The 22,822-nt window shown below is 56.2% G+C and carries 29 protein-coding genes; 18 read left to right on the top strand and 11 right to left on the bottom strand.

All coding sequences use genetic code 11. The annotated features are described in order from the left end of the window. Positions 1 to 3: 3 nt before the first annotated feature. Positions 4 to 312 carry a recombinase-like helix-turn-helix domain-containing protein gene (locus ABR39_RS17255; protein WP_023333339.1) on the bottom strand — a complete coding sequence of 103 codons (309 nt, stop codon included), beginning with the start codon at positions 310 to 312 and terminating at the stop codon, positions 4 to 6. Then, the gene (locus tag ABR39_RS17250; RefSeq protein ID WP_023333340.1) at positions 309 to 632 is read right to left on the bottom strand and encodes a Rieske (2Fe-2S) protein; all 324 of its coding nucleotides are present in this window, start codon (positions 630 to 632) and stop codon (positions 309 to 311) included. The genes ABR39_RS17255 and ABR39_RS17250 overlap by 4 nt, the downstream gene beginning before the upstream one ends. A gap of 414 nt (positions 633 to 1,046) precedes the next feature. On the opposite strand from ABR39_RS17250, the gene ABR39_RS17245 reads away from it, so the two are divergent. Then, positions 1,047 to 2,258, top strand: coding sequence for an MFS transporter (locus ABR39_RS17245; RefSeq protein ID WP_047347914.1), 1,212 nt, complete (start codon positions 1,047 to 1,049; stop codon positions 2,256 to 2,258). Between the two features lie 3 nt (positions 2,259 to 2,261). Here ABR39_RS17245 and speB read toward each other — a convergent pair whose 3' ends face one another. From speB to ABR39_RS24200, 5 genes are all read right to left on the bottom strand, one after another. Continuing rightward, on the bottom strand, positions 2,262 to 3,182 hold the full coding sequence (speB, locus tag ABR39_RS17240; RefSeq protein ID WP_008499737.1) for an agmatinase: 921 nt from the start codon (positions 3,180 to 3,182) through the stop codon (positions 2,262 to 2,264). A 286-nt stretch (positions 3,183 to 3,468) separates the two neighbouring features. After that, entirely contained in the window at positions 3,469 to 5,445 is a 1,977-nt protein-coding gene (gene speA, locus ABR39_RS17235) for a biosynthetic arginine decarboxylase (protein WP_048339056.1), read from the bottom strand. Positions 5,446 to 5,453: 8 nt separating this feature from the next. Beyond that, entirely contained in the window at positions 5,454 to 5,585 is a 132-nt protein-coding gene (gene yqgB, locus ABR39_RS25035) for an acid stress response protein YqgB (protein ID WP_127312443.1), read from the bottom strand. 94 nt (positions 5,586 to 5,679) lie between these two features. Then, complete coding sequence (locus ABR39_RS26390) at positions 5,680 to 5,823, bottom strand: hypothetical protein (RefSeq protein WP_420095149.1); 144 nt, start codon at positions 5,821 to 5,823, stop codon at positions 5,680 to 5,682. 116 nt (positions 5,824 to 5,939) lie between these two features. Beyond that, positions 5,940 to 6,110 carry a hypothetical protein gene (locus ABR39_RS24200; protein WP_048339055.1) on the bottom strand — a complete coding sequence of 57 codons (171 nt, stop codon included), beginning with the start codon at positions 6,108 to 6,110 and terminating at the stop codon, positions 5,940 to 5,942. A 138-nt stretch (positions 6,111 to 6,248) separates the two neighbouring features. Between ABR39_RS24200 and metK the strand changes: the two genes are divergently transcribed. From metK to ruvX, 8 genes are all read left to right on the top strand, one after another. Then, positions 6,249 to 7,403 carry a methionine adenosyltransferase gene (gene metK / locus ABR39_RS17230; RefSeq protein WP_047347912.1) on the top strand — a complete coding sequence of 385 codons (1,155 nt, stop codon included), beginning with the start codon at positions 6,249 to 6,251 and terminating at the stop codon, positions 7,401 to 7,403. 441 nt (positions 7,404 to 7,844) lie between these two features. Then, the gene (gene galP, locus ABR39_RS17225) at positions 7,845 to 9,242 is read left to right on the top strand and encodes a galactose/proton symporter (protein ID WP_047347911.1); all 1,398 of its coding nucleotides are present in this window, start codon (positions 7,845 to 7,847) and stop codon (positions 9,240 to 9,242) included. A 58-nt stretch (positions 9,243 to 9,300) separates the two neighbouring features. Further along, a complete protein-coding gene (locus tag ABR39_RS17220; RefSeq protein WP_047347910.1) occupies positions 9,301 to 9,798 on the top strand; it encodes a SprT family zinc-dependent metalloprotease in 498 nt (165 codons plus the stop codon). A 94-nt stretch (positions 9,799 to 9,892) separates the two neighbouring features. Further along, positions 9,893 to 10,600, top strand: a complete 708-nt coding sequence (endA, locus tag ABR39_RS17215) for a deoxyribonuclease I (protein ID WP_047347909.1) — start codon at positions 9,893 to 9,895, stop codon at positions 10,598 to 10,600. A 51-nt stretch (positions 10,601 to 10,651) separates the two neighbouring features. Next, complete coding sequence (rsmE, locus tag ABR39_RS17210) at positions 10,652 to 11,383, top strand: 16S rRNA (uracil(1498)-N(3))-methyltransferase (RefSeq protein ID WP_047347908.1); 732 nt, start codon at positions 10,652 to 10,654, stop codon at positions 11,381 to 11,383. A gap of 18 nt (positions 11,384 to 11,401) precedes the next feature. Next, the gene (gshB, locus tag ABR39_RS17205) at positions 11,402 to 12,349 is read left to right on the top strand and encodes a glutathione synthase (RefSeq protein WP_047347907.1); all 948 of its coding nucleotides are present in this window, start codon (positions 11,402 to 11,404) and stop codon (positions 12,347 to 12,349) included. Between the two features lie 82 nt (positions 12,350 to 12,431). Beyond that, positions 12,432 to 12,992 carry a YqgE/AlgH family protein gene (locus ABR39_RS17200; protein WP_008499752.1) on the top strand — a complete coding sequence of 187 codons (561 nt, stop codon included), beginning with the start codon at positions 12,432 to 12,434 and terminating at the stop codon, positions 12,990 to 12,992. Then, positions 12,992 to 13,408, top strand: coding sequence for a Holliday junction resolvase RuvX (gene ruvX / locus ABR39_RS17195; RefSeq protein WP_047347906.1), 417 nt, complete (start codon positions 12,992 to 12,994; stop codon positions 13,406 to 13,408). The genes ABR39_RS17200 and ruvX overlap by 1 nt, the downstream gene beginning before the upstream one ends. 10 nt (positions 13,409 to 13,418) lie before the next feature. On the opposite strand, the gene ABR39_RS17190 is transcribed toward ruvX, so the two are convergent. Further along, positions 13,419 to 14,399, bottom strand: a complete 981-nt coding sequence (locus tag ABR39_RS17190) for a type IV pilus twitching motility protein PilT (RefSeq protein WP_047347905.1) — start codon at positions 14,397 to 14,399, stop codon at positions 13,419 to 13,421. A gap of 17 nt (positions 14,400 to 14,416) precedes the next feature. Between ABR39_RS17190 and ABR39_RS17185 the strand changes: the two genes are divergently transcribed. The 6 genes from ABR39_RS17185 (at position 14,417) to ABR39_RS17160 (ending at position 18,133) form a co-directional block, all read left to right on the top strand. Beyond that, entirely contained in the window at positions 14,417 to 15,118 is a 702-nt protein-coding gene (locus ABR39_RS17185; protein ID WP_047347904.1) for a YggS family pyridoxal phosphate-dependent enzyme, read from the top strand. Between the two features lie 21 nt (positions 15,119 to 15,139). Then, entirely contained in the window at positions 15,140 to 15,706 is a 567-nt protein-coding gene (locus ABR39_RS17180; RefSeq protein ID WP_047347903.1) for a YggT family protein, read from the top strand. After that, entirely contained in the window at positions 15,703 to 15,999 is a 297-nt protein-coding gene (gene yggU, locus ABR39_RS17175; protein WP_014885193.1) for a DUF167 family protein YggU, read from the top strand. Before ABR39_RS17180 ends, yggU begins: the two co-directional genes overlap by 4 nt. Before the next feature lie 3 nt (positions 16,000 to 16,002). Continuing rightward, entirely contained in the window at positions 16,003 to 16,596 is a 594-nt protein-coding gene (locus tag ABR39_RS17170) for an XTP/dITP diphosphatase (RefSeq protein ID WP_047347902.1), read from the top strand. Further along, entirely contained in the window at positions 16,589 to 17,731 is a 1,143-nt protein-coding gene (hemW, locus tag ABR39_RS17165; protein WP_047347901.1) for a radical SAM family heme chaperone HemW, read from the top strand. Before ABR39_RS17170 ends, hemW begins: the two co-directional genes overlap by 8 nt. Positions 17,732 to 17,794: 63 nt before the next feature. Continuing rightward, positions 17,795 to 18,133 carry an endonuclease domain-containing protein gene (locus tag ABR39_RS17160; protein ID WP_047347900.1) on the top strand — a complete coding sequence of 113 codons (339 nt, stop codon included), beginning with the start codon at positions 17,795 to 17,797 and terminating at the stop codon, positions 18,131 to 18,133. Positions 18,134 to 18,184: 51 nt separating this feature from the next. Here ABR39_RS17160 and ABR39_RS17155 read toward each other — a convergent pair whose 3' ends face one another. From ABR39_RS17155 to trmB, 3 genes are read right to left on the bottom strand one after another with little or no spacing between them, the layout of a single operon-like run. Then, positions 18,185 to 18,901, bottom strand: a complete 717-nt coding sequence (locus tag ABR39_RS17155) for a DUF2884 domain-containing protein (RefSeq protein WP_047347899.1) — start codon at positions 18,899 to 18,901, stop codon at positions 18,185 to 18,187. A 56-nt stretch (positions 18,902 to 18,957) separates the two neighbouring features. Further along, a complete protein-coding gene (locus ABR39_RS17150) occupies positions 18,958 to 19,284 on the bottom strand; it encodes a YggL family protein (protein WP_047347898.1) in 327 nt (108 codons plus the stop codon). Beyond that, the gene (gene trmB / locus ABR39_RS17145; RefSeq protein WP_047347897.1) at positions 19,284 to 20,003 is read right to left on the bottom strand and encodes a tRNA (guanosine(46)-N7)-methyltransferase TrmB; all 720 of its coding nucleotides are present in this window, start codon (positions 20,001 to 20,003) and stop codon (positions 19,284 to 19,286) included. The genes ABR39_RS17150 and trmB overlap by 1 nt, the downstream gene beginning before the upstream one ends. A 138-nt stretch (positions 20,004 to 20,141) precedes the next feature. On the opposite strand from trmB, the gene mutY reads away from it, so the two are divergent. From mutY to mltC, 3 genes are read left to right on the top strand one after another with little or no spacing between them, the layout of a single operon-like run. Beyond that, positions 20,142 to 21,200, top strand: coding sequence for an A/G-specific adenine glycosylase (mutY, locus tag ABR39_RS17140; RefSeq protein ID WP_047347896.1), 1,059 nt, complete (start codon positions 20,142 to 20,144; stop codon positions 21,198 to 21,200). A 25-nt stretch (positions 21,201 to 21,225) separates the two neighbouring features. Continuing rightward, the gene (locus tag ABR39_RS17135) at positions 21,226 to 21,498 is read left to right on the top strand and encodes an oxidative damage protection protein (RefSeq protein ID WP_023309138.1); all 273 of its coding nucleotides are present in this window, start codon (positions 21,226 to 21,228) and stop codon (positions 21,496 to 21,498) included. Between the two features lie 56 nt (positions 21,499 to 21,554). Further along, positions 21,555 to 22,631, top strand: coding sequence for a membrane-bound lytic murein transglycosylase MltC (mltC, locus tag ABR39_RS17130; protein WP_047347895.1), 1,077 nt, complete (start codon positions 21,555 to 21,557; stop codon positions 22,629 to 22,631). The last annotated feature ends 191 nt before the right edge of the window (positions 22,632 to 22,822 follow it).

Genomic DNA, 22,822 nt, shown 5'->3' with positions numbered 1-22,822 from the left:
TCCTCAGTAGCCGTTAACCTGTAAGAATGCCTGGAAGCTGGCGTCGCTCCACGGCTCGCCCTGCTGGTCGTGCATGCGCACCGCGTTCAGGCCGTTCACCAGTTCCGGTAGGGTTTCAACGCCCTGTTCGAAGAGATTTTCCAGCGTGGCAATCAGGTTCACTTCCCAGCTTTCCGGCACGCGGCTGCGGGTTTGCCAGATCAGGTTCTGGTACTCACCCGGCTTATGGATGGCACCGTTACCGCCCTCGGCAGGCGGGGTAAACTGACGGCTTTCCGGCAGCGCCGGGTTGTAGTTCAGGGTATCGCTCATGCCACGGTCTCCTCGACGAAGGTAATCTGGATTTGGTTTTCAAACACCCGAACCGGGTAGCGGTTGAGGTTGCGACCTCCGGGGCCGTGCAGGCACTGGCCGGTTTTGACGTCGAACACCGCCTCGTGCAGGGGGCATTCAACTTTGCCGTCTTCCACAAAGCCCTGGCTCAGCAGGGCATATGCGTGCGGACATACGTCTTCCAGCGCGTAATATTCACCGTCAATCAAATAAACGCCGATCTCTTTGCCGTCTACGCTGCCGCTAAAAGGGAAATCTTCCTGTACTTGTTCTGCGTCACATACGCCTATCCAGCTCATCACGATCCTCCAGGCTTTTGTTTCATATATGAAACTCTGTTTCTTATTTAATACGGTCAATATAAAAGCGATGAATGTTTCGTCAAGCGCCAATGTGACAAATTTGTTAATAAGACAGTAATTAATTAACTAAGTGTGCAAAGGATCACGAAAAAATGCAGCGATATGAAATTTTCATTATTGCAGCGTGAATGAATACGTTTTATCGATGGTTTTAAATTTAAAGAAAGAGATATTGACTTCTTTTGTTTTTCTTCCTTAAAAATAAAAGAGTTGCAGAGAATCGTGTTTCACCTGTGAAACTCATTTTTATTTTATTGTTAATAAACAATGAGTTTCACAGGTGAACCATTTTAGCTCCGTGACAATCACTCTCATAAAAATATAAATAACCGCACGCACAAGGCAGGATTTATGACGGCAAGATGGCAAGGCACAATTGCACTGTTATTACTCATTATTATTTCCTACGTTGACCGGGTAAATATTTCGGTAATGATTTTAAACCCGGAATTTGCCGAACATTTTCAGCTAAATGAAAACAGAATGTTACAGGGAATGCTCATGACCTGCTTTCTGCTGGGTTATGGGTTTTCGGCTTTATTATTAACGCCAGTTATTGAAAGCAAGCTCCATTATCGGCAGGGATTATTAAGCAGCATTGCGATTTGGGCCGCGGTCTGCGCGGTTTCTCCGCTGCTGGGATCGCTGATGGGCATGCTCATCGCTCGCGTGATTTTGGGTATTGCCGAAGGACCGCTCTTTTCGCTGAAGACGCGCTTTATCAGCGACAGCTTTCGCGCAGAGGAGATCGGCAAGCCCAACGCCGTGACCGCGCTGGGCGTCTCCCTCGGGCTGGCCGTGGGCTTCCCGATGGTCACCTGGCTGATGGCGCATCTGGGCTGGGCCGGCTCGTTCTATGCGCTGGCGGCAGTCAATCTGCTGCTGGGCGGCGGGTTAATCTGGCGTTTTCTTCCTGCACCTCGCAGCCGCTCAACGGTGAAAAAACCGGGGTTTGCCCGCACCTTCACGCTCGCCTGGCAAACGCCGCTGCTGGGCTGGATCCTGCTGGTTGAAATCGCCACGCTGAGCTATCTGTGGGGCAGCAGCGCGTGGCTGCCTGCATGGCTGCGTGACGAGCACCACTTCTCGCTGCACGCCACGGGCATGCTTGCGGCCATTCCCTTCCTCCTGAGCCTGGGGTCCAAGTTCATGGGCGGCGTGCTGCTCGATAAAATGCGCCCGGAGCAGGCACCGGTGCTGTTTGTGGTGGGCGGGGCGCTGACGGCGCTGTCCGTGGTCGCGCTGATGCTCAGCCATCAGCCCGCATGGCTGGCGCTGTTTATGCTGTCCGCCAACGCTTTCTGGGGACTGCAGGGCGCCGCGATACCCGCCGTGATCCAGCACCACGCCGCGAGGGAAGCGGTAGGTAGCGCATACGGCATAATTAATGGGATTGGGAATATTTGCGCGGCGTTTATTCCGCTGCTGATGGGGATAGTGATGAAATCGGCGGGATCGGTCAGTTCAGGTTTTTCGGTGCTGGTCGTGTCGCAGGCTATCACCCTGCTGGCGGGCGGAATGTTGCTGCTGCGCATGCGTCGCGCAGCAGCACTCAGCGCGTAAGGCTTATTCGCCTTTTTTCGCCGCCTGGATGTAGAGCATTTCCAGCGCCAGGGTCGCCGCGGCCAGCGCGGTGATCTCGGACTGGTCATAGGCAGGCGCCACTTCCACCACGTCCATCCCGACAATGTTCAGATCCTTCAGGCCGCGCACCAGCTTGATGGCGCGGTCTGAGGTCAGGCCGCCGATCACCGGCGTACCGGTACCCGGCGCAAAGGCCGGATCCAGGCAGTCGATGTCGAAAGTCAGGTACACAGGCATATCGCCGACGATCTGCTTAACCTGCGCCAGAATATCGTCCACGCCGCGATCGTTGACCTGGCCCGCATCCAGCACGGTGAAGCCGTTGTCTTTGTCGAACTCGGTGCGGATGCCGATCTGCACGGAATGATTCGGGTCGATCAGGCCTTCGTTCGGCGCGGTGAAGAACATGGTGCCGTGGTCAAACTCGCAGCCGTTCGCGTAGGTGTCGGTATGCGCATCGAAGTGCACCAGCGCCATTTTACCGAAGTGCTTGGCGTGAGCGCGCAGCAGCGGCAGGGTCACGAAGTGGTCACCGCCGAAGGAGAGCATGCGCTTGCCAGCAGCCAGCAGCTTCTCGGCGTGGGCCTGCAGCTTTTCGCTCATCTCACGCGCGTCACCGAAGGCGTACACCAGGTCACCGCAGTCCACCACGTTCAGGCGCTCGCGCATGTCGAAGTTCCACGGGAAACGGTTGTGCTCCCACGCCAGGTTGGTAGAAACCTGACGGATCGCTGCCGGGCCGTGACGACCGCCCGCGCGGCCGGAGGTTGCCATGTCGAACGGCACGCCGGTGATGACCCAGTCAGCGTCGCTGTCGTACGGCTGGAAGTTCATCGGAAGGCGTAAAAAACCAAACGCGTTAGATACCAGAGAGTTATCGTACTGATGACCTAAAGTGCTCATGTCCTGACCTCTTTTAAAGTCGATACATTAAAAACAGATGAAAAAAAATCCCCTCCGCGTCGTTAAACCCGACGAGGAAGGGATTGATTCGTAAATCGCTAATTGGGGCGAATTATCGCCGGTAATGCATGCGGGTTCAAGTGAGTATAGCATTCTGCCGGATGACGGCTCCGCCTTATCCGGCCTACATACGTAGGCCCGGTAAGCACAGCGCCACCGGGCATCAGCGGCACAGCAGCCTGCTGCCCTCACCCCGCCCCTCTCCCACCGGGAGAGGGAGGTTAACCTACTCGTCTTCCAGGTAGGTGTACCCGTACAGACCCGCTTCAAACTCTTCCAGGAACTGCTGCTGCAGCGCGTCGTCCAGACCGGTGTTTTTCACCTGGTCGCGGAACTGGGTCAGCAGCGTTTTCGGATCCAGCTGCACGTATTCCAGCATGTCCGCCACGGTGTCCCCTTCGTCGGACAGCTCAACTTCCACGCTGCCGTCAGGGAAGACAAACACGTCAACCGCTTCGGTATCGCCGAACAGGTTGTGCATGTTGCCGAGGATCTCCTGATACGCCCCGACCATAAAGAAGCCCAGCATTGGCGGGTTCTCCGGGTCGTATTCCGGCATTGGCATCGTTGTTGCGATACCGTCGCCGTCAACGTAGTGGTCGATTGCGCCGTCGGAATCACAGGTGATGTCCAGCAGCACCGCACGACGTTCCGGAGCGTGGTTCAGCCCTTCCAGCGGCAGAACCGGGAACAGCTGATCGATACCCCAGGCATCCGGCATCGACTGGAACAGCGAGAAGTTGACGTAAATCTTGTCCGCCATGCGCTCCTGCAGCTCGTCGATAATCGGACGGTGCGCGCGGTTGCTCGGGTCGAGCTGCTTCTGCACTTCATGGCACATGTTCAGATAGAGCTGCTCGGCCCACGCGCGCTCCTGCAGGCTGAAGGTGCCTGAAGAGTAGCCGACGTGAATGTCGTGGAGATCCATCTGGCTGTCGTGCAGCCATTCGCGCAGGGAACGACGCGTGCCCGGCTCGTGCATCTCCTGCCAGGTTTCCCACATGCTTTGCAGGGAACGCGGGGCATCGTCTGCCGGAGGCGTCGCTTCGGTGGTTTCGCTGCGCTCAACGCCGATAATGTTAGAGACCAGCACCGTATGGTGCGCGGTCACCGCGCGACCGGATTCGGTGATCACCGTCGGGTGCGGCAGGCCGTTCTCTTCACAGGCGTCGCCGATCGCCCAAATGATGTTATTCGCGTATTCGTTCAGGCCGTAGTTCACCGAGCAGTCAGACTGCGAGCGGGTACCTTCATAGTCCACGCCCAGGCCGCCGCCCACGTCGAAGCACTGAATGTTCACGCCAAGCTTGTGCAGCTCAACGTAGAAACGCGCTGATTCACGCACGCCGGTGGCGATATCGCGAATGTTGGCCATCTGCGAACCGAGGTGGAAGTGCAGCAGCTGAATGCTGTCCAGACGACCGCGCTCGCGGAGGATCTCCACCAGCTGCAGCACCTGGTTCGCCGCCAGGCCGAACTTGGATTTTTCACCGCCGGAGGACTGCCACTTACCGGAACCCTGCGACGCCAGACGCGCACGCACGCCAAGGCGCGGCACCACGTTCAGACGTTCGGCCTCTTCCAGCACGATCGCGATTTCAGTCATCTTCTCGATAACCAGATAGACCTTGTGGCCCATCTTCTCACCGATCAGCGCCAGGCGAATGTATTCACGGTCTTTATAGCCGTTGCACACGATCACCGAACGGGTCATGCCCGCGTGCGCCAGAACGGCCATCAGTTCCGCTTTGGAGCCCGCTTCCAGACCCAGCGGTTCGCCGGAGTGGATCAGGGATTCAATCACACGGCGGTGCTGGTTCACCTTGATCGGGTAAACCAGGAAGTAGTCGCCTTTGTAGCCATAGGATTCACGCGCGCGCTTGAACGCGGCGTTAATAGAACGCAGGCGATGTTGCAGGATCTGCGGGAAGCAGAACAGTGCAGGCAAACGCTGGCCCTGTGCTTCGCGGGCTTTTACCAGCTTAGCGAGATCCACGCGCGCTTCAGGGACGTCCGGGTCCGGGCAGACGCTGATGTGGCCCAGTTCGTTGACGTCGTAGTAGTTATTGCCCCACCAGGCAATATTGTAAGTGCGCAGCATCTTGCTGGCTTCCTGGGAGCTCATCGCAACCTCCTGCATAGAACGTAGTACACCCCGTTCGCCCGCTGACGAAGGCGAAAAAGAAGACATGTCGTCAGACATAGCGAACCTCAACTCTTTGTATTAAGTGTAAAACAGTTGACTACTATCGCAGCGTTATACGGCGATAACAACCCATAAACGGCTCCGTTTCCCAGCAGAGTATGCTGAAATCCAGACCGTGCGACCGGTTTCTTATTCATATCATTGTAAAACACGTATCCGAACTCTGTATGACAAGGTTCGGCGAAACCACGAGAAAACTCTTGTATTAACAAGAGCGCCCTTGTTCAGTTTTCACAGAGCGTAACCGGCCCTTGAATCCTGAGAAGCGCCGAGATGGGTATAACATCGGCAGGTTTGCAGACTAGAAATGCGGGTTGCGGGAATCAAATGCGCGCCAGAACGGCTGCGCTGAATGTGCGGAAAACGATGGTTCATTATCTCGTATCACCTCCACGGCCGCCTCTGCTGAAACGGACCACAAGCCAAAGCTAAAAGTTCACTGCTTAACCCGGCTGGAAGTGGCGACACGATGAGTTCATCGAGCGCTTATTTTATATGAGCCGCGCGCCGCGTTTTATACCGAGAAGGGGGCTAAAAAGCAAAACAAAAATGCGCGTGTTGCCGGCAGCGTCAGGAAAAATTTCCAGCCGCCATTTCAACGCAGTGAGAGATGAATCAAAAAAAACTGGAAATCGGGCGAAGAAGTGACCTAAAATAGCCATCCAGATGTTAATCCATCTATACTGATTAACACTCATACTGCCAGTGTCAAAAACCTGCAGGCCTTGGTAGAATTATCTCCTTTGGCTATTCCACACAGCAGCTTGAGCTAACCAAATTCCTCTTAGGTGAAATAAAACATGGCAAAACACCTGTTTACGTCCGAGTCTGTATCAGAAGGACATCCTGATAAAATTGCTGACCAAATCTCCGATGCGGTGCTGGATGCGATCCTGACTCAGGATCCAAAAGCGCGCGTAGCGTGTGAAACCTATGTCAAAACCGGCATGGTTCTGGTTGGCGGTGAGATCACCACCAGCGCATGGGTTGATATCGAAGAGATCACCCGTAACACGGTGCGTGAGATCGGCTATGTGCATTCTGATATGGGCTTTGATGCCAACTCCTGCGCGGTACTGAGCGCGATTGGCAAACAGTCTCCGGACATCAACCAGGGCGTTGACCGTGCCGATCCGCTGGAACAGGGCGCGGGCGACCAGGGCCTGATGTTCGGCTATGCAACCAACGAAACCGACGTGCTGATGCCAGCACCGGTGACCTACGCACACCGTCTGGTGCAGCGTCAGGCTGAAGTGCGTAAAAACGGCACCCTGCCGTGGCTGCGTCCGGATGCAAAAAGCCAGGTGACCTTCCAGTATGACGACGGCAAAATCGTCGGTATTGACGCGGTAGTTCTGTCTACCCAGCATTCCGAAGATATCGATCAGAAATCCCTGCAGGAAGCAGTGATGGAAGAGATCATCAAGCCGGTGCTGCCTACCGAGTGGCTGAGCAGCGCAACCAAATACTTCATCAACCCAACCGGACGTTTCGTTATCGGCGGCCCAATGGGTGACTGCGGTCTGACCGGTCGTAAAATCATCGTTGATACCTACGGCGGCATGGCGCGTCACGGCGGCGGTGCATTCTCCGGTAAAGATCCGTCTAAAGTTGACCGTTCTGCTGCGTATGCGGCGCGTTATGTTGCGAAAAACATCGTTGCTGCCGGCCTGGCTGACCGCTGTGAGATCCAGGTTTCCTACGCTATCGGCGTGGCTGAGCCAACCTCCATCATGGTTGAAACCTTTGGTACTGAGAAAGTGCCTTCAGAACAGCTGACCCTGCTGGTGCGCGAGTTCTTCGACCTGCGTCCATACGGCCTGATTCAGATGCTGGATCTGCTGCACCCAATCTACAAAGAAACCGCGGCATACGGTCACTTTGGTCGTGAACATTTCCCATGGGAAAAAACCGACAAAGCCGCCCTGCTGCGTGAAGCTGCCGGTCTGAAGTAATCGACCGTTTGCTTTAGAAAAGGCCAGCCTTCGGGCTGGCCTTTTGCATTTGTGCGGTCATCTTTGCCCGGCGGCGCTTCGCTTGCGCGGGCCTACGGGTTTTGCGGTATTTGTAGGCCGGGTAAGGCGCAGCCGCCACCCGGCTGAAAGGCGTACCATTTGGAACCGATTACACCACAACGGATGCCTCCCGCTTTCAGAATATTCTCTTTGCACGATCGCTTTTCTTCTGCTGTTACACCCCCTTTCAGTTAAGTCTGAAATGTATTCTTTCGCGATGCATGTCACCTCATTTACCTCTATATTTTCAAAGCTTTAATTTTATTTACGGATGCACACTTGTGTAACCGATTACACCTATGTGATTAATCTCACATATTTTTACGGGTCGCTCACCTACCCTTAACCTCAATAAAACTGATAACCCAACTGGAGGGCATAATGCCTGACAATAAAAAACAGGGGCGTACGTCCAACAAGGCGATGACATTCTTCGTCTGTTTCCTCGCAGCCCTGGCAGGATTACTTTTTGGCCTGGATATCGGCGTGATTGCCGGTGCATTACCTTTCATCACAGAAGAGTTCCAGATCAGCGCTCACACCCAGGAGTGGGTGGTCAGCTCCATGATGTTTGGTGCTGCCGTCGGTGCCGTCGGCAGCGGCTGGCTCTCCTTCAAGCTCGGGCGTAAGAAGAGCCTGATGATCGGCGCTATTCTGTTCGTTGCCGGTTCACTCTTCTCTGCCGCGGCGCCTAACGTTGAGGTCCTGCTGGTTTCCCGCGTTCTGCTCGGTCTGGCCGTGGGCGTGGCGTCATATACCGCACCGCTGTACCTGTCTGAAATCGCGCCGGAGAAAATCCGCGGCAGTATGATTTCGATGTACCAGCTGATGATCACCATCGGTATTTTGGGCGCGTACCTTTCCGACACCGCATTTAGCTACAGCGGCGCATGGCGCTGGATGCTTGGCGTGATCATCATCCCGGCCATTCTGCTGCTGATTGGCGTCTTCTTCCTGCCGGACAGCCCGCGCTGGTTTGCCGCGAAACGTCGATTCCACGATGCCGAACGCGTGCTGATGCGCCTGCGCGATACCAGTGCGGAAGCGAAAAACGAGCTGGAAGAGATCCGCGAAAGCCTGAAGGTCAAACAGTCTGGCTGGGCGCTGTTTAAAGAGAACAGCAACTTCCGTCGCGCGGTTTTCCTCGGCGTACTGCTTCAGGTCATGCAGCAGTTCACCGGGATGAACGTCATCATGTATTACGCGCCAAAAATCTTTGAGCTGGCGGGTTATACCAACACCACTGAGCAGATGTGGGGGACCGTCATCGTGGGCCTGACCAACGTGCTGGCGACCTTTATCGCCATCGGCCTGGTGGACCGCTGGGGACGTAAGCCAACGCTGACGCTGGGCTTCCTGGTGATGGCGGCCGGTATGGGTGTCCTCGGTACAATGATGCATGTGGGCATTCACTCACCAACCGCCCAGTACTTCGCGGTAGGCATGCTGCTGATGTTTATCGTCGGGTTTGCGATGAGCGCCGGCCCGCTGATTTGGGTGCTGTGCTCTGAGATCCAGCCGCTGAAAGGGCGTGATTTTGGTATCACCTGCTCTACCGCAACGAACTGGATTGCCAACATGATCGTCGGCGCAACCTTCCTGACCATGCTCAACACCCTGGGCAACGCGAACACCTTCTGGGTCTACGCGGGTCTAAACATCTTCTTTATCGTGCTGACCATCTGGCTGGTTCCAGAAACCAAACATGTGTCCCTGGAACATATTGAACGTAACCTGATGAAAGGTCGTCCTCTGCGCGAAATCGGCGCCCACGACTAATCCTCACGCGGGAGGTGCCCCTTGCACCTCCCCGCTTCGCGCTTTATGCTCTGCCCCTATGAAAGCTCCCCGTCTCCCCATCGCCCTTCAGCAGGCCGTTATGCGCAGCCTGCGGGAAAAGCTCGCCCAGGCGAACCTGAAGCTCGGTCGCAATTACCCTGAACCCAGGATCGTTTATCAGCAGCGTGGCACCGCGGCCGGTACCGCCTGGCTCGAGTCTTATGAGATCCGCCTTAACCCGGTCCTGATGATGGAAAACCAGCAGGCGTTTATTGAGGAAGTGGTGCCGCACGAGCTGGCGCATCTGCTGGTCTGGAAGCACTTCGGGCGCGTCGCCCCCCACGGGAAAGAGTGGAAGTGGATGATGGAGGCGGTGCTCGGCGTTCCGGCGCGCCGTACCCATCAGTTCGAGCTGGAATCGGTACGCCGCAATACCTTCCCCTACCGCTGCCAGTGCCAGCAGCACCAGCTTACCGTCCGCCGCCATAACCGCGTGGTGCGCGGCGAGGCGACCTACCGCTGCGTCAAATGCGGCGAACCGCTGGTTGCGGACTAATCATCTGAACTTTCAGGAACTTTCCTGATCTGACTGATTGCATACAGGAACAACATTCGTTACGTTGCGGGCTCGTTTTGACACGGAGTGTAAGATGTCCCGTAATGTTTCTCTCGCGGTCGCCTTTTTGACGACGGCGCTCTCAGGCCACGCGCTGGCCGACGGTATCAACAGTTTCTCTCAGGCCAAAGCGGCTGGTGTAAAGGTCAACGCTGACGTCCCGGGCGATTTCTACTGCGGCTGTAAAATTAACTGGCAGGGTAAAAAAGGGGTCGTTGACCTTGAGTCCTGCGGCTATAAGGTGCGTAAAAATGAAAACCGCGCCAGCCGCATTGAATGGGAACATGTCGTCCCGGCGTGGCAGTTTGGCCACCAGCGCCAGTGCTGGCAGGACGGCGGACGTAAAAACTGTTCCAAAGATCCGGTTTATCGCCAGATGGAAAGCGATATGCATAACCTGCAGCCCGCCGTGGGTGAAGTGAACGGTGACCGCGGCAATTTCATGTACAGCCAGTGGAACGGTGGCGAAGGCCAGTACGGCCAGTGCGGAATGAAGGTGGATTTTAAAGAGAAAGTCGCCGAGCCCCCTGCCCGCGCGCGCGGCAGCATTGCCCGCACCTATTTCTATATGCGTGACCGTTACGACCTCAACCTCTCCCGCCAGCAGACGCAGCTGTTCAACGCCTGGGACAAGCAATACCCGGTGACGGAGTGGGAGTGCCAGCGCGACGAACGCATCGCCAGGGTTCAGGGGAATTATAACCCTTACGTCCAGCGAGCTTGCCAGGCGCAAAAGAGCTAACCTACACTAGCGGCAATTGCTTACATCGTATTACACACGGAATTTCTGACTATGCGCATTCCCCGCATTTACCATCCTGAACCGATTACCGCAGGTCGCGAAATCGCCCTGTCTGATGACGCCGCCAACCACGTTGGCCGCGTGCTGCGCATGGGCGCAGGTCAGGCCATTCAGCTGTTCGACGGCTCAAACCAGGTTTTCGACGCACAAATTACGCGGTCCGATAAAAAAAGCGTGCACGTTAACGTGCTGCGTGGCGAAGTAGATGACCGCGAATCACCGCTGCACATTCATCTGGGTCAGGTCATGTCGCGCGGGGAAAAGATGGAGTTCACGATTCAGAAATCCATTGAACTGGGTGTAAGCCTCATTACGCCACTTTTTTCTGAGCGCTGTGGCGTTAAACTGGATGCGGAACGTCTGAACAAAAAGCTTCAGCAGTGGCAGAAAATTGCCATTGCGGCTTGTGAACAGAGTGGCCGCAACCGTATTCCGGAGATCCGCCCGGCGATGGATCTGGAAGACTGGTGTGCAGAAGAGGACAGTGGACTTAAACTCAATCTTCATCCGCGCGCCAGCGCCAGCATCAATACGCTGCCCTTGCCCGTTGAGCGCGTACGCCTGCTGATTGGCCCCGAAGGTGGGCTTTCGGCGGACGAAATTGCGATGACGGCACGTTACCAGTTTACTGATATTCTGTTGGGACCTCGCGTTCTGCGCACTGAGACAACGGCACTCACGGCCATTACCGCGCTACAGGTACGGTTTGGCGATCTGGGTTGACGCATATTGGAGAGAAAGATGATCAAGCTCGGCATCGTGATGGACCCCATCGCAAACATTAACATCAAGAAAGATTCCAGCTTCGCCATGCTGCTGGAAGCGCAGCGTCGCGGCTATGAACTCCACTATATGGAGATGAACGATCTTTACCTGATCAACGGTGAAGCCCGCGCGCGCACCCGCATCGTTAACGTCGAGCAGAACTACGACAAATGGTACGAATTCGGCACAGAGCAGGACATTGCGCTTGCCGATCTCAACGTCATTCTGATGCGTAAAGATCCGCCGTTCGACACCGAGTACATCTACTGCACCTATATCCTCGAGCGTGCTGAAGAGAAAGGAACGCTGATCGTCAACAAACCGCAAAGCCTGCGCGACTGCAACGAGAAGCTCTACACCGCCTGGTTCTCTGACCTGACGCCTGAAACGCTGGTAACCCGCAGCAAAGCCCAGCTAAAGGAATTCTGGCAGAAGCACGGCGATATCATCATGAAGCCGCTGGACGGCATGGGCGGCGCGTCGATTTTCCGCGTGAAGGAAGGCGACCCGAACATTGGCGTGATTGCCGAAACGCTGACCGAGTTGGGCACCCGCTACTGCATGGCGCAGAACTATATTCCGGCGATCAAAGACGGCGACAAACGCGTTCTGGTGGTGGATGGCGAACCGGTTCCTTACTGCCTGGCACGTATCCCGCAGGGTGGCGAAACCCGCGGTAATCTGGCCGCCGGTGGCCGCGGCGAGCCGCGCCCGTTGACCGAAAGCGACTGGGAAATTGCCCGCCGCGTCGGTCCGCTCCTCAAGGCCAAGGGCCTGATCTTCGTTGGCCTGGATATCATCGGCGACCGCCTGACGGAAGTGAACGTCACCAGCCCGACCTGCATTCGTGAAATTGAAGCGGAATTCCCGGTCTCCATTACCGGAATGCTGATGGACGCTATCGAAAAACGCCTGCAGAAATAACCCACCAATGAGTGACAGCGCCCGGGTTTCTCCGCATACTGGTCGCTGTCGCTTTTTAAACCAGGAAACAGTACCTCTGACAATGAATTTACAGCATCACTTTCTTATTGCCATGCCTGCTCTCCAGGACCCGATTTTTCGCCGCGCTGTGGTTTATATTTGTGAATACAATGAAGACGGCGCGATGGGCATTATCATCAACAAACCGCTGGAAAACCTTCAGGTTGAAGGGATTCTGGACAAGCTGAAAATCCCGGCTGAAGCGCGCTTGCCGGAGATCCGGCTCGATAAACCCGTGATGCTGGGTGGACCTCTCGCAGAAGATCGCGGTTTCATCCTCCATACGCCGCCGGTATTCTCCTCCAGTATTCGAATTTCGGATAACACCGTCATCACCACCTCGCGCGACGTGCTGGAAACGCTGGGCACCGCTGAGCAGCCTTCTGAAGTGCTGGTGGCGCTGGGCTATTCTTCGTGGGAGAAAGGCCAGCTTGAGCAAGAGATCCTCGATAATGCCTGGCTTACCGCCCCTGCGGACATGAATATCCTGTTTAAAACCCCTATCGCCGATCGCTGGCGTGACGCGGCGAAGCTGATTGGCATTGATATTCTGACCATGCCTGGCGTCGCGGGGCACGCCTGATGAGCGGAACACTTCTGGCCTTCGATTTCGGTACGAAGAGCATTGGCGTCGCCATTGGTCAGCGCATCACCGGTACCGCACGCCCGCTTACGGCCCTGAAGGCCAACGACGGCACGCCAGACTGGAACCTCATTGAGCGTCTGCTCAAAGAGTGGCAGCCGGACGACGTGATTGTTGGGCTGCCGCTGAACATGGACGGCACGGAACAGCCGCTTACCGCCCGGGCGCGTAAGTTTGCCAATAAAATCCATGGCCGCTTTGGCGTCTCCGTGAAGCTTCACGACGAGCGTCTCAGCACCGTTGAAGCGCGCGCGGGTCTGTTTGAGCACGGCGGCTTCCGGGCGCTCAACAAAGGCAGCGTAGACTCCGCTTCTGCCGTTATCATCCTCGAAAGCTATTTCGAACAGGGCTATTGAGCACAGGGGCCTACAGCCGCCCCTGCGCCCGTCTCTCCGCCAGGCTCTGGTCAAAGTTCTGCATACCTGCCTGCTGACCGGTTTGAATGATGCCGGGCAGTTGCCATGTTTTTCCTTCGCGAATGAGATTCGCCGCTGCGGCGGTGTTCACCAGCAGTTCATACAGCGCGACGCGCCCATCCTGTAAGTCAGGAACCAGCTTCTGCGCCAGTACCGCCCGCAGGCTGCCGGCCAGCTGGTTACGCACCGGATCTTTCTCCTGCGCCGGGAACGTATCGACCAGCCGTTCAATCGCCTGCGATGCCCCGCGCGTATGCAGCGTCGCCAGCACCAGATGCCCGGTTTCCGCTGCCGTCAGCGCCAGGCGGATCGTTTCGCTGTCGCGCAGTTCCCCCAGCAGAATCACGTCCGGATCCTCGCGCAACGCGCTGCGCAGCGCTTCAGCAAATGACGGGCTGTGCTGCCCCATCTCCCGCTGCTGTATCAGGCAGCGTTCACTCTGGTAGATAAACTCCACCGGATCTTCGAGCGTGAGAATATGGCCGTCGGTATGGTGGTTGAGGAAATCGACCATTGCCGCGAGCGTAGTGGATTTGCCGCTGCCCGTCGCCCCGGTCACCAGAATCAACCCGGCCTCATTGGATAACAGTTCCGGGATTGCCCGCGGCACGCCCAGCGAAACGAGCTGTGGACAGGTACGCGGCAACAGCCGAAGTGCCACAGAGACACCGTTCATCTGCTTAAAGGCACTGCCGCGCAGGCGCTGGCCCCCCGCCACCGTCGCGGCAAAATCTACCTGCCCGCTTGCCCACCATATTCCCTGCTGCTCGTCGTTGAGCCACGCTTTTAACAACGCTTCGACGTCAGGCGGCGGAAACGGTGCCGGCTCAAGGCGGCCTGAAATACGCCAGCGGGGTGGTGAATCACTGCACAGGTGTAGATCGGAGACATTATGCTTTACACTAAGCGCCACCATTTCTTCCACATCCATAGACTACTCCTCGGAAAATGAACGACATTGCGCATAACCTGGCACAGGTCCGGGACAAAATCTCAGCCGCCGCAGCGCGTTGCGGCCGTGCTTCAGAAGAAATTACGTTACTTGCAGTCAGCAAAACGAAGCCTGCGAGCGCCATCGCAGAAGCCATTGATGCAGGCCAGCGGGCGTTTGGTGAGAACTACGTCCAGGAAGGCGTGGATAAAATTCGCTACTTCCAGGAACAGGGGAATACGCATCTGCAGTGGCACTTTATTGGTCCCCTGCAGTCGAACAAAAGCCGTCTGGTGGCAGAGCACTTCGACTGGTGCCACACCATTGATCGTCTGCGCATTGCTACCCGCCTGAATGACCAGCGTCCGGCGGAGATGCCTGCGCTTAACGTGCTGATTCAGGTCAACATTAGCGACGAAAACAGCAAGTCCGGCATTGCGCTGAGCGAGTTGGAGGCGCTGGCAGCAGAGGTAGCCGCACTGCCGCGCTTAACCCTGCGCGGGCTGATGGCAATCCCGGCGCCTGAGTCAAGTTATGAAAGGCAGTTTGCCGTGGCACAGCAAATGGCTGTAGCATTTGAGGCGCTTAAAGCGCGCTATGACACGGTAGACACGCTTTCTCTGGGCATGTCGGATGATATGGAAGCCGCCATCGCGGCAGGCAGCACTATGGTGCGCATCGGTACAGCCATTTTCGGTGCGCGCGACTACACCCAATAATAAGGAAACCTGAGGAACGCCATGAAGACGTTGACTTTCCTGCTCTCTACAGTGCTTGAGCTGTATACGATGGCGCTTTTGCTGCGCGTCTGGATGCAGTGGGCCCGCTGTGACTTTTACAATCCGTTCTCCCAGTTTGTCGTGAAAATCACGCAACCTATTGTCGGACCGCTGCGCCGTATTATCCCGGCAATGGGTCCCATCGACAGTTCGTCTCTGCTGGTGGCGTTTATTCTGAGCGTTATCAAAGCAATCGTGCTGTTTATGGTCATCACCTTCCAGCCGATTATCTGGATTGCCGCCGTCCTGATTCTGATCAAAACCGTCGGTCTGCTGATTTTCTGGGTGCTGCTGGTCATGGCAATCATGAGCTGGGTCAGTCAGGGGCGCAGCCCGGTAGAGTACGCATTGATTCAGCTGGCCGAACCGCTGCTGCGTCCAATCCGTAACCTGCTTCCGTCTATGGGCGGCATCGACTTTTCCCCGATGATCCTGGTTCTGCTGCTCTATGTGGTCAATATGGGGATCGCTGAGCTGTTACAGTCCACGGGCGATATGCTGCTGCCGGGGCTGTGGATGGCGCTATGAGTGCAGTAAGCACCTGCGCTGACGGGCTGGTTTTGCGGCTGTATATACAGCCGAAAGCCAGCCGCGACAGTATTGTTGGACTGCATGGCGACGAGTTAAAAGTCGCCATCACTGCCCCACCCGTTGACGGCCAGGCGAACGCGCATCTGACCAAATATCTGGCAAAACAGTTTCGCGTGGCTAAAAGCCAGGTCATCATTGAAAAAGGCGAGCTGGGGCGGCATAAACAGGTAAAAATCCTCAACCCGCAATCGATCCCGACGGAAGTCGCGGCTTTGACAGAACAGGACTAAACCATGCAGAAAGTTGTTCTCGCGACCGGTAACGCCGGTAAAGTGCGCGAGCTGGCCTCGCTATTAAATGATTTTGGGCTGGATGTGGTCGCTCAGACCGATCTTGGCGTGGATTCCGCCGAAGAGACGGGGCTGACGTTTATCGAAAACGCGATCCTGAAAGCACGCCATGCCGCGCAGATTACGGGCCTGCCCGCAATTGCCGACGACTCCGGCCTGGCCGTTGATTTTCTCGGCGGCGCGCCGGGGATTTACTCTGCACGCTATTCCGGCGTTGACGCTACCGACCAGCAGAATCTGGAAAAGCTGCTTGTCGCGCTGAAGGACGTGCCTGACGAGCAGCGTACCGCGCAGTTCCACTGCGTGCTGGTCTATATGCGTCACGCTGAAGACCCAACCCCCATCGTCTGCCACGGCAGCTGGCCGGGGATGATTACCCGCGAAGCGGCAGGCAACGGTGGCTTTGGCTACGACCCGATTTTCTATGTCCCGTCCGAGAGCAAAACCGCTGCGGAACTGACCCGCGAAGAAAAAAGCGCGATATCCCACCGTGGACGCGCGCTGAAACTGTTACTGGAAGCACTGCGTAATGGCTAATTTGCCACCTCTGAGTCTTTATATTCATATCCCGTGGTGCGTGCAGAAATGCCCGTACTGCGATTTCAACTCGCACGCGCTGAAGGGCGAAGTGCCGCACGATGACTATGTTGCGCATCTGCTGGCCGACCTGGACGCCGATGTACCTTACGCACAGGGACGTGAAGTTAAGACCATTTTCATTGGTGGCGGTACGCCGAGCCTGCTGTCCGGCCCGGCGATGCAGACGCTGCTGGACGGCGTGCGCGCACGTCTGAACCTGGCAGCGGATGCTGAAATTACGATGGAAGCCAACCCCGGCACCGTTGAGGCCGACCGTTTTGTCGAGTATCAGCGCGCGGGGGTGAACCGCATCTCCATCGGCGTGCAGAGCTTTAGCGAGCCGAAACTGAAACGCCTGGGGCGCATTCACGGCCCGGAAGAGGCGAAGCGTGCGGCACACCTGGCGACGGGGCTTAACCTTCGCAGCTTTAACCTGGATCTGATGCACGGCCTGCCGGACCAGTCGCTGGAAGAGGCGCTGGACGATCTGCGCCAGGCGATTGAACTTAACCCGCCGCATCTTTCGTGGTACCAGCTCACCATCGAGCCAAACACGCTGTTCGGTTCGCGTCCCCCTGTGCTGCCGGATGACGATGCGCTGTGGGATATCTTCGAGCAGGGCCATCAGCTGTTAACTGCCGCAGGCTATCAGCAGTATGAAACGTCGGCCTACGCGAAGCCGGGCTACCAGTGTCAGCACAACCTGAACTACTGGCGGTTTGGCGACTATCTGGGGATTGGCTGCGGCGCGCACGGTAAGGTCACCTTCCCTGACGGGCGCATTCTGCGCACGGCGAAGACTCGCCATCCGCGCGGATATATGGAAGGCCGTTACCTTGAGCGTCAGCATGACGTCGAGGCGGCGGATAAGCCGTTTGAGTTCTTTATGAACCGCTTCCGCCTGCTGGAAGCCGCGCCACGTGCAGAGTTTGCGCGTTACACCGGGCTGCCGGAAGCGGTGATTCGCCCGCAGATTGACGAAGCGCTGGCGCAGGGGTATCTCACGGAATGTGAGGAATACTGGCAGATTACCGAGCACGGCAAACTGTTCTTAAACTCCCTTCTTGAGCTGTTCCTCGCCGAAGATTCCTGAAGGCTGATTCAGGATTTCGCATCCCGTTCTGCTGGCTGAGGGAAAGGCTGGCAGAGTGTGGGGATGGACAAATCAAAACAACTCCGCAAACAAATGACGCCCGAAGAATTACGCCTCTGGTATTTGCTCAGAGGTCGTCGCTTCTTTGGGTATAAGTTTCGCCGTCAGATGCCGGTTGGCACATATATCGTCGATTTTGCCTGCTTTAAGGCGAAGCTGATCGTTGAGCTGGATGGAGGGCAACATCAGGAAAAAGAGGCGTATGACTTACGAAGAACCACGTTCTTAAATGCAAACGGCTGGGACGTTTTACGGTTCTGGAATAATGAATTTAGGGCAAATGAGGAGGAGGTGATGATGGTTATACTGCAACGACTGCAGAGCCTGATACCCTCACCCTAACCCTCTCCCACAGGGAGAGGGCCGGGGTGAGGGGCCCAGCGCGCAGAAACCTTACTTCAGCGTCCCCACCAGCGCCTTCCGGCTATCTTCCAGCGACACCACGCGTTTACACACGTCTTTACCGAACTTCTGGAAATCATCTTCCTGGTTCTTCCACTCGTTCTGAATGGAGGTTTGCAGGCCGCCCAGACTGCCCAGCACGCCCTGAAGCGGGTTACCGCCGCCTTTCAGCACCGCTTTGGCGCCCATCTCGTTTATGCTGTCCTGCAGGATGCCGCCCATCGCCTGGTTCACCAGCTGCTGCCCGTCAGCGCGGACCTGATCAATCGCCTTGTAGTGGAACGTAAGGCCGTCGGTGCGCGTCTCGATAATCCGGTTCATCTGCTCTTTGAGCTGCTTATCGAGCTTGGTCAGGCGGGTGCGCATATTGCTGCTCTCACCCACCTCTTTGGTAATGATCTTGTCCAGCGCGACGCGGCTTTTCTCAACGCGCGTCAGCGCGCCGTCGTTAATCCATGGCAGGGCGGTACGCAAATCGGCCTGGTAGTCTTTCGCCTGCTCACGCTGTGCGGCTGTCAGGTTGTACTGTTTGCCGTTAAAGGTGACGTTTCCTTCCGGCGTAATCACCAGATTGCCGTTCTCGCCTTTGACCTGCACGGTTTGCGGGCTTAACACCACGTCATCACGCGGGGTGACGCTACATTTATACTCCGCATGGGCGGTGAATCCGGTAGCCATCAAAGCAACGGCCAGCAACGTTTTGCGCATCTTAAACACTCCCTCAGACAAAATGGGCCAGCTAATGCTGGCCCTTGACTACTTTATTAGTCCCACCAAACGTCGAAAAGTTCGCTGACGCGGACATCTTCCAGCTTGTGTTCTTCCAGCCATTTACGTACCAGCGCCTGATGTTCTTCGGTGCATTTACCCACTTCCTGGGTGCAGATCAGACCTTCCCATGCCAGGTAGCCGCTACCGTCGAAGGCCAGCTTGTTAGGCTCGATCACGTCATTGATGAACGCATCTACGTCCCGATCGATCTGTTCTACACTGGTGCCTTCCGGGAAACGCCACGCAACGGAGAAACCCACTTCCTGGAATTCTTCGATGTGCATTTTTTTACGCAGACGACGGCTACGGTTCTTTGCCATTATTTCACCCTCTCGAACATTAAGTCCCATACACCGTGACCAAGACGATGGCCACGCTGTTCAAATTTCGTTACCGGACGCGATTCCGGACGCGGTACATAGTCGTTGCTCGCAGACTGGTTTTTGTAACCCTCCAGAGACGACATCACTTCCAGCATATGTTCCGCATACGGTTCCCAGTCGGTCGCCATATGGAAGACACCGCCGAGCTTCAGCTTACTTTTTACCAGCTCGGCAAACGGCGCCTGAACGATACGGCGTTTATTATGACGTGCTTTGTGCCACGGGTCAGGGAAAAAGAGCTGAACCATGGTTAAAGAATTGTCAGGAATCATTTTGTGCAGCACTTCTACCGCGTCGTGACACATCACGCGCAGGTTCTCAACGCCCTCTTCATGAGCCGTTGCGAGACACGCGCCGACGCCCGGGGAGTGTACTTCGATACCGAGGAAGTTCTGCTCAGGACGCGCTTTAGCCATGGCCACCAGCGAGGTACCCATACCAAAACCGATCTCAAGCGTGACCGGCGCTTCGCGGCCAAAAAGCCCGGCAAAGTCCAGAGGCTGCTCGCTGAACTCAACGCCCATCACCGGCCAGTAGTTGTCCAGCGCGTGTTGCTGCCCTTTTGTCAGGCGACCCTGACGGCGGACAAAGCTGCGAATACGGCGCAGCGGGCGACCGTTTTCATCAAATTCCGGTGAAATGACGTCGTTTTTCATAAAAGAGTTGTCTGCTTGTGAGAATGTTCGGGAAACGGGCATTATCCAAAGTTAAGGCTTCTATGCAAGCATGGGAAAGATCCGGTTTACAGCAGATTGACGCTGTGCTGCAATCGGCGTCCCTGATTATGCGAATCGATGACCATGCAAGCCTCTCAATTTTCAGCCCAGGTGCTGGACTGGTACGACAAATACGGGCGTAAAACCCTGCCCTGGCAAATTGAAAAAACGCCTTACAAAGTATGGCTCTCCGAAGTGATGTTGCAACAAACGCAGGTCGCCACGGTGATCCCTTACTTTGAGCGTTTCATGGCGCGCTTCCCGACGGTGACCGATCTGGCGAACGCGCCGCTGGACGAGGTGCTGCACCTGTGGACCGGGCTTGGCTACTACGCCCGCGCGCGCAATCTGCACAAAGCGGCACAGCAGGTCGCGACGCGCCACAACGGTAAATTCCCGGAAACTTTTGACGAGGTGGCGGACTTGCCCGGCGTCGGACGTTCAACCGCAGGTGCCATTCTCTCCCTCTCTTTAGGCAAGCATTTCCCGATCCTCGACGGCAACGTGAAGCGCGTGCTGGCGCGCTGCTACGCCGTAGAAGGCTGGCCGGGGAAGAAGGACGTTGAAAAACGTCTTTGGGAGATCAGTGAAGATGTCACCCCAGCCAACGGCGTGGAGCGTTTTAATCAGGCGATGATGGATCTCGGCGCGATGGTCTGCACGCGCTCAAAGCCGAAATGCGAACTCTGCCCGGTAAATAATCTCTGCGTGGCGTATGCCAACCATTCGTGGGCGCAGTATCCCGGTAAGAAACCCAAGCAGACGCTGCCGGAGCGCACCGGCTATATGCTGCTGATGCAGCACGGCGACGACGTCTTCCTGGCCCAGCGTCCACCGAGCGGCCTGTGGGGCGGTCTATACTGCTTCCCACAGTTTGAAAATGAAGCGCTGCTGCGTGAATGGCTTAAACAGCGCGGGATTGCTGCCGATAACCTGACGCAGCTGACCGCGTTTCGCCACACCTTCAGCCATTTCCACCTGGATATTGTGCCGATGTGGCTTCCCGTGTCCTCATTCACCTCGTGCATGGATGAAGGCACCGCTCTCTGGTATAACTTAGCGCAACCGCCATCAGTCGGGCTGGCGGCTCCCGTGGAGCGCCTGTTACAGCAATTACGTGCCGGTGCAATGGTTTAGCATCGGCTAAAAAAGAGGAATGAGTATGGCCAGAACGATTTTTTGTACTTTCCTGCAGCGTGACGCTGAAGGCCAGGATTTCCAGCTTTATCCGGGCGACCTGGGTAAACGCATCTACAATGAGATCTCCAAAGAAGCCTGGGGACAGTGGCAGAAAAAGCAGACCATGCTGATCAACGAGAAAAAACTCAGCATGATGAACCCGGAACACCGGAAGCTGCTGGAGCAGGAGATGGTGAGCTTCCTGTTCGAAGGTAAAGACGTGCACATCGAAGGCTATACGCCACCGGAAAAATAACAGCGTGCGGGGGAAACCCCGCCGTTAAAGCAAACACAACACGCACTCCCGGAATGATGAAAAAACTTTTAGCGCTAGCCCTTGTTGCGCCGTTGCTTGTCTCGTGTTCGTCAAAAAAAGGCGAAGATTACAACGAAGCCTGGATCAAGGACACCAACGGTTTTGACATTTTGATGGGGCAGTTTGCCCACAACATCGAGAATATATGGGGATTTAACGAAGTTCTTATTGCCGGACCTAAGGACTACGTTAAGTACACCGATGCCTATCAGACCCGTAGCCACATCAACTTTGATGAGGGTACGATCACGATTGAGACCATTGCAGGCACAGACCCTGCGGCACGGCTCCGTCAGGCAATTATCAAAACCCTGCTGATGGGTGACGATCCGGGCTCTATCGATCTCTACTCAGATGCCGACGATATCACCATTTCCAAAGAACCGTTCCTGTACGGTCAGGTTGTGGATCAGACCGGTCAGCCAATCCGCTGGGAAGGTCGCGCCACGAAATTTGCCGACTACCTGCTGCAGACGCGCCTGAAAAGCCGCTCTAACGGCCTGAAGATTATCTACAGCGTCACCATCAACCTCGTCCCGAACCACCTCGACAAGCGTGCGCATAAGTACATTGGGATGGTGCGTCAGGCTTCGCGCAAGTACGGCGTGGATGAGTCGCTGATCCTGGCGATTATGCAGACCGAATCCTCGTTCAACCCGTACGCGGTGAGCCGTTCCGACGCCCTGGGGCTGATGCAGGTTGTGCAGCACAGCGCCGGTAAAGACGTCTTCCGCGCGCAGGGGAAATCCGGCACGCCGAGCCGCAGCTATCTGTTCGATCCGCAGAGCAACATTGATACCGGCACGGCCTATCTGGCGATGCTGAACAATGTCTACCTGGGCGGGATTGATAACCCAACCTCGCGCCGCTATGCGGTGATCACCGCCTATAACGGCGGCGCGGGCAGCGTGCTGCGCGTGTTCTCGAATGACAAAGTGCAGGCCGCAAATATCATCAACAGCATGGCGCCGGGGGATGTGTACGCCACCCTCACCACTCGCCACCCGTCTGCGGAATCCCGTCGTTATCTGTATAAAGTGAATACAGCGCAGAAGAACTACCGTCGTCGCTAGAACTACCCCTCACCCTGCCCTCTCCCAGAGGGAGAGGGTATTCAAGTTCCCTCTCCCTCTGGGAGAGGGTTAGGGTGAGGGCATCAGGCCGCACTCATTCATCACCACCCATACGAAAATGTTATTTGCATCACAATCCAAACTGCAAATTAATGTGGATTGCATTTTTTTGCGGGAGGTAACAAAACATA

This window comes from Enterobacter genomosp. O, from assembly GCF_001022965.1.
GTDB classification, from domain to species: Bacteria; Pseudomonadota; Gammaproteobacteria; order Enterobacterales; family Enterobacteriaceae; genus Enterobacter; species Enterobacter cloacae_L.
Note: the sequence above shows the minus strand (reverse complement) of the source record. Positions and strands in the feature narration are given on the sequence as shown.